Here is a 12,377-nt window from a genome sequence, read left to right as displayed (position 1 = left end):
TCGGAAAGGGCGGAAAGGCCGCCCCTCCATATATTGGCCCTTAAGCCCGCAGAACGCCGCCTGTGTTCTTCGTCACATTGGCGATGATCTTGCCGGTCAGGGCTTCAAAATCTTCGTCCGTCAGCGTGCGGTCTGCTGGTTGGATGACGACTTCGATGGCGACGGACTTCTTGCCTTCGCCGACCGATGCGCCCTCGAAAATGTCGAAGACATTGACGCCGGTGACCAGCTTGCGGTCGGCGCTCGATGCGGCCTTGAGGATCGCACCTGCTTCGACGGTTTTGTCGACCACGAAGGCGAAGTCGCGCTTGACAGCCTGGAACGGCGAAAGCTCCAGCGCCGGCTTGGTGCGGGTGGCCTTCTTCTTCGGCTCGGGCATGGCGTCGACATAGACTTCGAAGCCGCATAGCGCGCCGGAAACATCGAGCGCTTCCAGAACCTTCGGGTGGAACTCGCCGAAATAGCCGAGGATGATCTTCGGGCCGAGCTTGATCGTGCCCGAACGGCCGGGATGATACCAGGAGGGACCGCCAGCTTCGAACTGGACATTGCCCATCGGCACGCCGCAGGCTTCGAGAACGGCAATGGCATCAGCCTTGGCATCGAACACGTCGACCGGCTTGCCGCCGCCCTTTGCTGCATTGGACCAGGAACGTCCCGCACCGGCGAGCGATGCGGAGCCGCGGCGGATACCGCCAGCGACCCGGCGCTGACCGGCCGGTGTATCGTTCTCATAGGTGCCGGAGACTTCGAAGATCGCCACGTCGCCAAAGCCCTTGTCGGCATTGCGCTGCGCAGCCGTCAGAAGGCCCGGCAGCAGCGATGGCCGCATGTCGGACATATCAGCGGCAATCGGGTTCGCCAGCGAAAGGCTTTCCGCACCACCGCCAAACAGCGTGGCCTGTGCCTTGGAGATGAATGACCATGTAACGGCCTCCATCATGCCGCGGGCCGCCAGCGACCGCTTGGCCAGCCGGGTGCGGATCTGCAGGGTCGTCAGGATCTTGCCGTTGACGGCGCCGAGGCTTTCGATCGGCTGCGGCTTGATATTGTCGACGCCGTGGATACGCATGACCTCTTCAACGAGATCGGCCTTGCCATCGACATCCGGCCGCCAGGAGGGGACGGAGACCGAGACGCGTTCGCCGTTGCCTTCGACGCCGAAGCCGAGACCTGTGAGGATCGAAATGGCTTCAGCCGAGCCGACCTCAAGACCGGTCAGGCGCTTGACTTCCGATACCGGGAAATCGACGATCTTTGCTGTGTAGCCGGCATAACCGACCACATCCGTCCTGGCTGCCGTGCCGCCGCAGATGTCGAGGACCAGCTGCGTGGCGCGCTCTAGACCAGCAACCATATATTCCGGATCGACGCCGCGCTCGAAGCGATAGCGTGCATCGGTGATGATGCCGAGTGTGCGGCCGCTCTTGGCGATGTTCATGGGATCCCACAGAGCGGATTCGATCAGCACATCGACGGTGTTCTCGTCGCAGCCGGAATGTTCGCCGCCCATGATGCCGCCGATCGACTCGATGCCGCTGTCATCGGCAATCACGACATTGGCAGGCGACAGCGTGTATTCGCGTGTGTCGAGCGCCAGAACCTTTTCGCCGGCGACTGCGCGGCGGACGGTCAGGTTGCCCTTGACCTTGGCTGCGTCGAAGACGTGCAGCGGCCGGCCCTGGTCGAAAGTCATGTAGTTGGTGACGTCGACGAGCGCGTTGATCGGGCGAAGGCCGATGGCAAGCAGGCGCTGCTGCATCCATTTCGGGCTCGGGCCATTCTTGACGCCGCGCACGAGGCGCAGTGCAAAACCGGGGCAGAGATGGGCGTCGCCGCCAAGGTCCAGCTGCACCTTGGTGGTGGTTTCGCCCTCAACCTTGAAAGTGGGCTGCGGCGCTGTTTTCAGCGTTCCCAGACCGGAGGCGGCCAGATCGCGGGCAATGCCGTAGATCGAGGTGCAGTCCGGGCGGTTCGGCGTCAGATTGATCTCGATGATCGGATCGTCGAGCCCGGCATAGGCGGCAAAGCTGGTGCCAACCGGCGCATCTTCCGGCAGGTCAATGATGCCATCATGGCTGTCCGACATCTGCAGTTCTTTTTCCGAGCACATCATGCCGTGGCTTTCGACGCCACGGATCGTGCCGACGGCGAGCGTCACGTCGATGCCCGGAACATAGGCGCCGGGGGCAGCAAAGGCACCGATAAGGCCAGCGCGCGCATTCGGCGCACCGCAGACGACCTGGATCGGGACACCGGCACCGGTATCGACCATCAGCACGCGCAGTTTGTCAGCCTGCGGATGCTTTTCCGCCGAAACGACCTTGGCGATGACGAACGGCTTGAACGACGCCTTGTCATCGACATCCTCGACCTCCAGCCCGATCGACGTCAGGCGCTCGCAGATCTGTTCAAGGGTGGCATCCGTTTCCAGATGGTCTTTCAGCCAGGAGAGTGTGAATTTCATTGATCCGTCTTCCGTGTAATCGGTTTTGCGTTCGCTTAGGTATCGCTGCGCTTCAGGAAATCATGTGTGTTGGGCGGAAGCTCGCGCGCCACGGCGAAAAGCCTGGCGAGCAACGAAGCGTAACCGCGTGCATCGTCGATGGCGCGATGTGTGTGTGGGTGATGACCTAGCCACTCGGCGGGGAAGGTAATGTTCCCTTCGTGCGGAGAGGTCCAGCCGAAGACACCAGACATATACGTACCGATATCCAATGGACTGCCATTGAAGATGCATCGTCCCCAATAGGGCACGTCGAGCAAGAAACAATCCGCAAAGGCACGCAGGTAATTGTCCATCCAGATTCCGTCAAATATGACCGGTCTGGCGGCGAATGACCGGCTTCCGGGAAAGCTCTCAACCCAATCCGCATATTGTTTCATGACGACGCCCGGATCCTGCGGATCCTTGGTGGCAGCTTCCCATGCCTCCGGTTGGGTATCCCACCATTTCATGGTGCGGGTATCCGGCGACCGGTCACCGCGCGGCTTCAGAACAGCCTCGAATTCCCCACACAATTCGCCATCTTCGCGGAGCACGACGCTCGCAAAGCTCAACATCGAACTACGCGAGGGATCGGGTCCATCGCATTCGATATCGGTGACGAAATAGTGAGCGAGGCTGGTCACGCGCTCAACCCGCCAAACAGCGTCGGCATGTCGAGTGGGCGGAAGCCGTAATGGCTCATCCAGCGCACGTCGGCGTCGAAGAAGTTGCGCAGATCCGGCATGCCGTATTTCAGCATGGCGATGCGGTCGAGGCCCATGCCCCAGGCAAAGCCCTGGTAGACGTCGGGATCGAGGCCGCCGGCGCGCAGCACGTTCGGATGCACCATGCCGCAGCCGAGGATTTCCATCCAGTCGGTGCCTTCGCCGAACTTGACGATCGGGCCGGAGGAACGGTCGCACTGGATGTCGACTTCGAACGACGGCTCGGTGAACGGGAAGAAGGATGGGCGGAACCGCATCGTCACGTCGTCCACCTCGAAGAAGGTCTTGCAGAACTCTTCGAGGATCCAGCGCATGTTGGCGACGTTCGACTTGGTGTCGACGACGAGGCCTTCGACCTGATGGAACATCGGCGAATGGGTGGCGTCCGAATCCTGCCGGTAGGTCTTGCCGGGGATGATGATGCGGATCGGTGGCTTCTGCGCCTCCATCGTGCGGATCTGAACCGGCGAGGTATGCGTGCGCAGAACCTTGCGCTCACCCTTCTCGTCCGGATTGAAGAAGAACGTGTCGTGCATTTCGCGGGCCGGATGACCTTCGGGGAAGTTCAGCGCGGTGAAATTGTAATAGTCGGTCTCGATGTCCGGACCTTCGGCAATCGAGAAACCCATGTCGGCGAAGATTGCGGTGATTTCGTCGATGATCTGGCTGATCGGATGGATGCGGCCGCGCTCGGCAGGCGATGAGCGCACCGGCAGCGAGATATCGACAGTCTCGCGAGCAAGACGCTCAGCTATCGCTGCGTCCTTCAGGGCTGACTTGCGGGTGGCGATGGCTTCGAAGACATCGGTCTTCAGCGCATTGATCGCAGCACCGCGCGTCTGGCGCTCTTCCGGCGACATGGTGCCGAGCGTCTTCAGAAGCTCGGAGATCGAGCCCTTCTTGCCGAGTGCGTTGACCCGGACGGCTTCGATGGCCGCCTCGTCGCTGGCTCCGGTCACTTCAGCCAGCAAATTCTCTTTCAGTGCTTCCAGATCGGACATCGTTCAATTCCCGGTTCATTCCCGTGATCGGTCAAAGAAAAACCCGCGCCAGCCGAGCCAGCGCGGGTTTCCCAACTAATATTGAAAAGGCTTGGGAAGCGCTGGTCTTAACGAACCGCGCTTTCAAACTCGTTCTTGGTGCCGGCTTCCTTGAGGTAATCCAGCGCCTTCTTCGCAGCGGCGATCAGTGCGCCGAATGCTGCGGGCTCATGGATAGCCATGTCGGAGAGAACCTTACGGTCGACTTCGATGCCAGCCTTCGACAGACCGTCGATGAAACGGCCATACGTCAAGCCATGTTCGCGAACGGCAGCGTTGATACGCTGGATCCAGAGAGCGCGGAAGTTGCGCTTGTTGACCTTGCGGTCGCGATAGGCAAAAGCCTTCGAGCGATCCACAGCAGCCTTGGCTGCGCGGATGGTATTCTTGCGGCGGCCGTAGAAGCCCTTGGCTGCCTTGAGTGTCTTCTTGTGCTTGGCGTGGGAAGTTACGCCGCGTTTTACACGTGCCATGATATGATCTCCTTAAAAATCCAAAAGTGCCTGAAGTCTTAGAGACCGTTGGGCAGGTAGTTCTTGATGACCTTCTTGCCATCTGGCTCTGCCAGCACCATCGTGCCACGTGCAGTGCGAATGAACTTGTTGGACCGCTTGATCATGCCATGGCGCTTGCCTGCGGCAGCTGCCATCACCTTGCCAGTCGCGGTGATCTTGAACCGCTTCTTGGCCGAGGATTTCGTCTTCATCTTGGGCATTTTGCTACTCCATTTTTGTTGATTTCGAAACGAACTGACGAGGTTCGTCTCCAGCGTAAAGAACAGCCACGGCATGCCCTGCCGGACCGTTCGGACGGGGGCTTGTAACTGAAGCGCCCTCAAAGTGCAATGGGATTCCGGAAAGAGCCCGATAATTCCCTATTGCCGGTCATTACAATGAAAAAGCCGCCAGTCCGGCGGCTTCATCAACTGTGATCCTGGAAAGAGGTGCTTACCTCGGAGCCAAAACCATCATCATCTGGCGGCCTTCCAGCTTCGGCTCGGCTTCGACCTTGGCAATCGCCGTGGTGTCTTCCTTTACCTGAAGGAGCAGTTTCATGCCCAGTTCCTGGTGCGCCATTTCGCGTCCGCGGAATTTCAGGGTCACCTTGACCTTGTCACCCTCTTCGAAGAAGCGGTTCATCGCGCGCATCTTCACGTCGTAGTCGTGCGTGTCGATGTTCGGACGCATCTTGATCTCCTTGATCTCGATGATCTTCTGCTTCTTACGCGCTTCTGCGGCCTTCTTCTGCGTCGAGTATTTCAGTTTGCCCAGATCAAGGATCTTGCACACCGGCGGTTCCGCGTTCGGCGAGATCTCGACGAGGTCAAGACCCAGTTCTTCCGCCATGCGGAGCGCCTGTTCGGTGGGAATGCTGCCGTGGTTAACACCTTCGGCGTCGATGAGCTGAACCCGGAGGGACCGGATTTCCTTGTTAGAGCGGGGCCCGTCTTTGACAGGGGCGTCCGTTTTGAACGGTCTGCGAATGGTCGTACTCTCCTCGAGCTGTTACGAATGCAATGTCGGATAGTAGCGCTTTGTCCCGGCAAGAATGCCGTCCAACTGCCGCTTGGTCTTCATGTGTAAATTGCTGCGGAAAAGTCAATAACACAGCTCTTCACGAAAATCACCACCTGTCAGGCATTCGGAGAATCTGTTTTAGAAAGAAAATCAGCGGGAAGCGCTCAGAAATAGGGAAAAGTCGTATGTCATTGCCAGTCTTGAACGCCGAGCCGGACACTCTCGAAGTCGGCCATGGTAGCGAATCGCGCCGTATCGCCATGCGCGTCCTGCCGGCGAAAAGCGGCAATACCTTGCCGACGCTGGTCTGGCTCGGCGGTTACCGCTCCGACATGACAGGCACCAAGGCGGTGGAGTTGGAGCGCCATGCAGCAGCATCCGGTGCTGCCTGCATCCGGTTTGATTATTCCGGTCATGGCGCATCAGGCGGCGCCTTTACCGATGGCACGATTTCCAGATGGCTGGAGGAAAGCCTCGCGGTCATCGACCATCTGGGGCCGGAGCGCATGGTGCTGGTCGGCTCATCCATGGGATGCTGGGTGGCGTTGCGGCTGATTGCCGAACTGCGCGCCCGCGGCGACGCCGCGAAGGTTGCCGGTCTGGTGCTGATCGCGCCGGCGCCGGATTTCACCAGCGACCTGATCGAGCCAAACCTTTCGGACGCCGAACGGCAATCGCTTGCCGACCGTGGCTATTTCGAAGAGCCGACGCCCTATGGTCCGGATCCGAATATCTTTACTGCCCTGCTGATCGAGGATGGCCGCCAGAACCGGGTCATGACCGGCATCATCGAGACCGGCTGCCCGGTGCATATCCTGCAGGGCATGCAGGATCCCGACGTTCCCTATGGCCATGGCCTGAAGTTGATGGAACACCTGCCATCGGACGATGTGGTGATGACCCTGATCCGTGATGGCGATCACCGTCTGTCACGGCCGGAGGATATCGAACGGATTCTCTCCGCCGTTGCCGCCATATCTGCCGGCTAAACGCCTGAAATCCTACTCCGAAAGGCGTTACTAGGCATTTTAACCATATCCGGCGATCCCCGATTCTCCAGATTGACTCCGCTTCGGCCGCGCTGTTAACTCTTTGTTAACGATTAGAGCGGCGCGCGGCGGAGTTTCACCGCGAAAGCTGACGGTAGTTTCAGGCTTTCGCGGGGGTTCTTTCTGGAGTGTTTCAGAAGAAGCCGCGCCACAGGGGACACGCATGGCGCAGTTGATGGGCATCAGGAAAGTGGTCGTTGCATTTGCGGCTGTTTTCGTTTCGGCAGGCGCCGCAATCCCGGCGCCGTCGGCAACTGCGCTGTCGATGCAGACCGGCGCCATCACCTCGCAGCCGATCGGCCATTACGAATTCTGCCAGACCCACCGCCCGGAATGCGAGATCAAGACCAAATCGACGGCCGCGCCGCGCGTCACTGATTTCGGCTGGTCGGTCATCCGTCAGGTCAATCTTGCGGTTAACCGCGAAATCACTCCGATGACTGACATGGACCAATTCGGCAAGGACGAGGTTTGGTCCTATCCCGACGGTGCTGGCGATTGCGAAGATTTCGTTCTCCTGAAGCGCAAGCGCCTGATGGAAAAAGGTTTCTCTCCCTCTGATCTGCTGATTACCGTTGTCCGCAAGCCGGATGGCGAAGGCCATGCTGTTTTGACCGTGCGCACCGCCCAGGGTGACTTCATTCTCGATAACCTAGAAAATGAAGTGAAGATCTGGAGCAAGACACCTTATCGCTTCCTCAAGCGTCAGGCCTCGTTCAACACCGGCCGCTGGGTGACGATCGAGAACGGTGCGGAAGTGCTGGTCGGTTCGGTCGGAAACTAACTGTAGCCAACACATAGATTTTAAGAAGGGCGCGCCCTGAAGGGGCCGCGCCCTTCTTCTATATATCAGCTTGGTTTCGCCGGTAGCACCTGACCGACATCAATCCGGTTGCCGTCCGGATCTTCGAAGACAAAGGCACGAAGGCCATAGTCCTTGTTCTGGAGGCTTTTGATAATGCGCAGTCCATGGCTCTGGCATATCGCATGCAGTGCATCGACATCCCCCACCATCATGTGCGCCACGTTGAAGGTTGCGGCCTTGTGATGGGGCTGCAAGGTGAGATGCAGTTCGGCCTGATCCCGCGCTAGGATCATGAAGCCGACCGGATCGCCGTTTTCGAAGGTTTTCCGGAAACCGAGGACATTGACGTAGAAGTCATGGGCTTTGCCCACGTCCTTGACCGGGAGCATGGCGGCAATTCGCCCGAAGGCAATACCGTGATCGGCGATGTCATGCATCGCTTCACCTCAGATTTGGGAGAATTCCGGGAGCCAGACGGGCAGTGCCGCATGAGACCCGTACTCCTTTTTTCGATCGATGAGACGGTGCTCACGCCCTCCAGCCTGTAACAGGAAAACCCTGAGCGGCAAAGTATTTCGCTCAAGCGTTGCCGATCAAGACACCAGCAGCGAGCACCAGTCCGCCACCAAGAACCACCTGGAAGGCGGCGCGTAAAAACGGAGTTTCCATGTACTTGTTCTGAATGAAGGCAATGGCCCAGAGTTCGAAGAAGACGATGACGGCGGCGGTGATTGTCGCGGTCCAGAAATGCGGGATGAGATAGGGCAGGGCGTGACCGAGGCCGCCAAGCGTCGTCATGATGCCGCAAGCAAGGCCACGTTTGAGCGGCGAGCCACGGCCCGAGAGCTTGCCGTCATCATGCGCTGCTTCGGTGAAGCCCATGGATATGCCGGCGCCAACGGATGCGGACAAGCCAACCAGAAAGGTCTGCCACGTATCCTGCGTGGCAAAGGCGGCGGCGAAAATTGGCGCCAGCGTCGAGACCGAGCCATCCATCAATCCGGCGAGTCCCGGCTGCACGTAGGTCAGCAGGAACTGGCGGTGCGCGGCTTCATCTTCTTTTTTGCGCGCGCCTTCCGGCACATGCTTGTCTGTCAGCATACGGGCAATGTCCTCATGCCCTTGTTCGGCCAGTGCCAGATCGCCGAGCAATTGCCGGGTTGCCGCATCGGATGTGTTCTTGGCCGCCTCGACATAGAAATTGTAGGCCTGCGTTTCCATCGTCTCCGCCTCGCGCCGCATGGCGTCAAGCGACTGGTTGTGGCGCAGCCAGTCCGGCTTGCGGGTAAGGAAGCCTTTGACATGTTCGCGCCGGATCAGCGGAATGCGCTCGCCGAACCGGCGGCGATGCATATCGATCAGCATGGTCTTGTGAGCATTTTCCACCTCGCCCATGTCTTCAAAGACCTTGGCGGAATCCGGGTACCTGTCTTTCAGCGCATCGGCATAGGCAAAATAGATGCGGCTGTCGTCTTCCTCGGATGAAATGGCCAGCGCCAGAACCTCCTGTTCGGATAGGGAGGACAACGGACGTTTGGAGCGCGAAAGCAGGCGGGAAAACATGATAGGGGCAACCTAGTTTAGAATAGTTCTAAACTTAGAACTGCTTCACGCGAAGGTCAACCCCAAACGAGGACTGTGACTCGACAGATGGCAGGATAAATTCCTACATAAACAGCAGGATGAACGCCCGGAAGAAAGCTGCTTGCGAATGAATCCGCTTCTGACCAGCAAGGACACGCTTCTCGATCGCCTCGGCATGGCGATGGCCGGAAGACTGACGGCGAGGACCTCGGGCTATGAACCCTATACGCCGTCCGATCCGGAAACGCTGGCGCGGACGCTGCGGCCGGGAGATATTCTACTGATCGAGGGCAATCACAAGATTTCGAACACGATCAAGTATCTCACCCAGTCGACATGGTCGCATGCGGCCTTCTTCGCCGGCGATGAAATCCCGCTGACGCTCGATCAGGCAACGCTGCCGGTCATCGATCGCCCGCAGCTTATCGAGGTCAATCTGGGCGAGGGTTGCGTTGCGGTGCCGCTCAGAAAATACTGCACCTATAACACCCGCATCTGCCGGCCTGTCGGGCTGACGCCGGACGATCGCAATTCGGTTCTGTCCTTCATGATCTCACGGCTCGGCCTGAAATACGACATGAAGAACATTCTCGACATGCTGCGTTATTTCATGCCGACACCACCGGTTCCCGTGCGCTTTCGTCGCCGGATGCTGGCCTTCGGGTCCGGCGACCCGACACGCGCCATCTGCTCGACGCTGATTGCACAGGCTTTCGAACAAATCCGCTATCCGATCCTGCCGGAAATCACCCGCGCCCCGGGCCGGGCTGCAGCGACATCGACCTATTCCCGCGCCGAGATCCTGCATATACGTCATCATTCGCTCTATACGCCGCGCGATTTCGATCTTTCGCCCTATTTTGCCGTCGTCAAGCCGACACTCGAATACGGCTTTGACTACAAGCGGCTACAATGGCAGGGAGACGACGATCAGGCTGTCATCGAGAAAGCCAGCCCCTCATAGAGTGATATTCAGCGTCTGCTCGCGCACCATGTAGGCCTTCTGGCGGTCGGTGATGTAATCGCGCACGATCGGTGCCGCATCACGGCTCCGCGACAGCTGCATGTGAAACACCAGCTGGCTGCCGGTGCGGAACATCATCTCACAGCTGACCAGGTAGAATTCCCACATGCGGGCAAAGCGCTCGTCATACATCTCGACGACCTTGTCGCGGTTCTTGTCGAAGCGCTCGACCCAATGCTTGAGCGTCGTCGCATAATGGACGCGCAGGAATTCCAGATCGCTGACCCATAGGCTGTTGCGCTCGACCACCTCGAAAACCTCCGACAGCGCGGGGGAATAGGCGCCGGGGAAGATGTATTTACGCAGCCAGGCGCTGGCCATGCCGGGCGGGCTCATATGGCCGATGGAATGCAGGACGGCGATACCGTCGTCAGGCATCAAGGCATTCAGCTTCTTGAAATATTCATCGTAGTGGCTGACACCGACATGCTCGAACATGCCGACGGAAACGATGCGGTCGAAGGTCTCGTTGACCTCGCGATAGTCGCGCAACTCAAAGCGGACGCGGCCTTCGAGCCCGGCATCCTTGGCGCGCTGCGTCGCCAGCGCCTGCTGTTCCTTGGACAGCGTAACCCCCAGCACTTCGACATCTTCGAGCTGGGCGAGATAAAGCGCCAGATCGCCCCAGCCGCAGCCGATATCCAGCACCTTCATGCCGGGCCGCAGGCAGAGCTTGGACGCGAGCAGTCTCAGCTTGTTGCGCTGCGCCTGTTCCAGCGTCTCGTCCGGTTCGCGGAAATAGGCACAGGAATAGAGCATGTGCTCGTCGAGGAAGAGTTTGTAGAATTCGTTGCCGAGGTCGTAGTGGTGGGAGACATTGCGCTGTGCCTCGCCCTTGACGTTGGACTGCTGGCGTTTGCGGAAGCGCATCTTGATGGCGCGCAGCGCCTTCTGGATGGGGTAAGAGCCGAGCGACAGCCTGTTGATCGAAAACAGTGTGAGGAAATCGCGTAAGGTCGAACCTTCTTCGAAGCGCAACGTACCATCCATATAGGCCTCGCCGGCGGCCAATTCGGAATTGAAGACGAGACTGCGGTAGAGTTTGCGATCGGTCAACCGCATCGTCACTTCCGGACCGGGCTCACCCTTGAAAACATGGGGCTTGCCATCGGCGTCGATGACGGTCAGCTGGCCTTTGCGAATGAAAGCTTTCATCATATGCGATAGTGGAAACATGCACACCTCGATGGAAAAAGCGACGCTTGCGAAGCACCACTCTATCACCGGGTTTGCAAAAAGCGCGCCAATAATTCCGGCTTGTTCACCGGCCCGTCGCGGTGGCTCCAGCACTGGCGGCAACGACGAGAACGGTGCCGGTGATCTGCAAGGCGGTCATCGGCTGGCTGAGCACCAGAAAGCCAGCGATAGCGCCAAGCGCCGGTTCAAGGCTCATCAAAATGCCGAAGGACGACGTGCTCATCCGGCGTAGCGCGATCATTTCCAGCGCATAGGGGATGAGGGGTACGAGAAGGGCAAGTCCGGCGATGGTGACAACGCCCTCCATCGTCATTCGTGGCAGGTCGAGCAACCCGAATGGGGTGGCAACGATCGCGGCGACGATCAGCGACATGGACAGACCTTGCAGACCTTCGAAGGCGCTGCCCGCCTTCTTCATCAGGATGATGTAAAGCCCCCAGCCAGTGGCGGCACCAAAGGCAAAGAGGACGCCGGTGGTGTCGCCGATCCAGCCGTTACCGTCATGGGCCAGAAGCAGCACACCGGCTCCGGCGATCAGCGGCCAGACCAGCCGCCAGCCGAGGCCGAAGGCGAAGGTGGCAACAGCGAGCGGACCAAGGAAGTCGATGGCAACGGCAAGGCCGAGCGGAATGCGTTCGATTGCCGCGAAGAAACACAAGGTCATCCCTGCCATGCAGGCACCCAGCAACCCCGCCATCTGCCACTGCGCCCGCGAATAGTGAAGCATGGGTGGGCGCACTATGATGGCAAGTAGGGCGGCGGCCCAGATCAGGCGCAGCCAGGTCGTGCCGAAAGGACCATAGGCGGCAATCGCCGGTGCTGACAGCGCGGAGCCGAACTGCACGCTCGACATCGATAGGAGACACATCAGGCCGCCGCTCAGCGCAGCTGTGGTGCCAACGTTCGGCAGCGTTGCCGCAGGCGGAACGATGCTCTCGTTTGCATGGG

The 12,377-nt window shown here is 59.3% G+C and carries 13 protein-coding genes; 3 read left to right on the top strand and 10 right to left on the bottom strand.

Going from position 1 to position 12,377, the window contains the following annotated elements; all coding sequences use genetic code 11:
- Positions 1-40: 40 nt before the first annotated feature.
- The 6 genes from pheT to infC all read right to left on the bottom strand — a co-directional run bounded on the left by pheT (position 41) and on the right by infC (position 5,737).
- A complete protein-coding gene (gene pheT, locus R6X40_RS21295) occupies positions 41-2,467 on the bottom strand; it encodes a phenylalanine--tRNA ligase subunit beta (RefSeq protein WP_318415818.1) in 2,427 nt (808 codons plus the stop codon).
- 35 nt (positions 2,468-2,502) lie between these two features.
- Complete coding sequence (locus tag R6X40_RS21290; RefSeq protein ID WP_318415816.1) at positions 2,503-3,132, bottom strand: 3'-5' exoribonuclease domain-containing protein; 630 nt, start codon at positions 3,130-3,132, stop codon at positions 2,503-2,505.
- Positions 3,129-4,214: a phenylalanine--tRNA ligase subunit alpha gene (gene pheS, locus R6X40_RS21285; protein WP_318415815.1), complete on the bottom strand. Its 1,086-nt coding sequence runs from the start codon at positions 4,212-4,214 to the stop codon at positions 3,129-3,131. Before pheS ends, R6X40_RS21290 begins: the two co-directional genes overlap by 4 nt.
- Before the next feature lie 107 nt (positions 4,215-4,321).
- On the bottom strand, positions 4,322-4,726 hold the full coding sequence (rplT, locus tag R6X40_RS21280; RefSeq protein ID WP_113245493.1) for a 50S ribosomal protein L20: 405 nt from the start codon (positions 4,724-4,726) through the stop codon (positions 4,322-4,324).
- Positions 4,727-4,764: 38 nt separating this feature from the next.
- Positions 4,765-4,968 carry a 50S ribosomal protein L35 gene (gene rpmI, locus R6X40_RS21275; RefSeq protein ID WP_112644609.1) on the bottom strand — a complete coding sequence of 68 codons (204 nt, stop codon included), beginning with the start codon at positions 4,966-4,968 and terminating at the stop codon, positions 4,765-4,767.
- A gap of 232 nt (positions 4,969-5,200) precedes the next feature.
- A complete protein-coding gene (infC, locus tag R6X40_RS21270) occupies positions 5,201-5,737 on the bottom strand; it encodes a translation initiation factor IF-3 (protein ID WP_113245492.1) in 537 nt (178 codons plus the stop codon).
- A gap of 218 nt (positions 5,738-5,955) precedes the next feature.
- Between infC and R6X40_RS21265 the strand changes: the two genes are divergently transcribed.
- Both R6X40_RS21265 and R6X40_RS21260 read left to right on the top strand, forming a co-directional pair.
- A complete protein-coding gene (locus R6X40_RS21265) occupies positions 5,956-6,759 on the top strand; it encodes an alpha/beta hydrolase (protein WP_318415812.1) in 804 nt (267 codons plus the stop codon).
- A gap of 223 nt (positions 6,760-6,982) precedes the next feature.
- On the top strand, positions 6,983-7,603 hold the full coding sequence (locus R6X40_RS21260; protein WP_318415810.1) for a transglutaminase-like cysteine peptidase: 621 nt from the start codon (positions 6,983-6,985) through the stop codon (positions 7,601-7,603).
- Positions 7,604-7,668: 65 nt separating this feature from the next.
- Here the strand turns inward: R6X40_RS21260 and R6X40_RS21255 are convergent, their stop codons facing one another.
- On the bottom strand, positions 7,669-8,061 hold the full coding sequence (locus tag R6X40_RS21255; protein WP_318415809.1) for a glyoxalase superfamily protein: 393 nt from the start codon (positions 8,059-8,061) through the stop codon (positions 7,669-7,671).
- Between the two features lie 142 nt (positions 8,062-8,203).
- Entirely contained in the window at positions 8,204-9,187 is a 984-nt protein-coding gene (mbfA, locus tag R6X40_RS21250; protein ID WP_318415808.1) for an iron exporter MbfA, read from the bottom strand.
- 148 nt (positions 9,188-9,335) lie between these two features.
- Here mbfA and R6X40_RS21245 point away from each other — a divergent pair, with 148 nt between their 5' ends.
- Entirely contained in the window at positions 9,336-10,172 is an 837-nt protein-coding gene (locus tag R6X40_RS21245; protein ID WP_318415806.1) for a lipo-like protein, read from the top strand.
- Here R6X40_RS21245 and R6X40_RS21240 read toward each other — a convergent pair.
- Positions 10,167-11,408 (bottom strand): cyclopropane-fatty-acyl-phospholipid synthase family protein, encoded by a 1,242-nt coding sequence (locus tag R6X40_RS21240; RefSeq protein ID WP_318415804.1) that lies wholly within the window; start codon positions 11,406-11,408, stop codon positions 10,167-10,169. The genes R6X40_RS21245 and R6X40_RS21240 overlap by 6 nt on opposite strands.
- Positions 11,409-11,493: 85 nt before the next feature.
- The gene (locus R6X40_RS21235) at positions 11,494-12,360 is read right to left on the bottom strand and encodes an EamA family transporter (RefSeq protein WP_412178436.1); all 867 of its coding nucleotides are present in this window, start codon (positions 12,358-12,360) and stop codon (positions 11,494-11,496) included.
- Between the last annotated feature and the right edge of the window lie 17 nt (positions 12,361-12,377).

Source organism: Rhizobium sp. PL01, assembly GCF_033447125.1.
Taxonomy (GTDB): domain Bacteria; phylum Pseudomonadota; class Alphaproteobacteria; order Rhizobiales; family Rhizobiaceae; genus Pararhizobium.
Note: the sequence above shows the minus strand (reverse complement) of the source record. Positions and strands in the feature narration are given on the sequence as shown.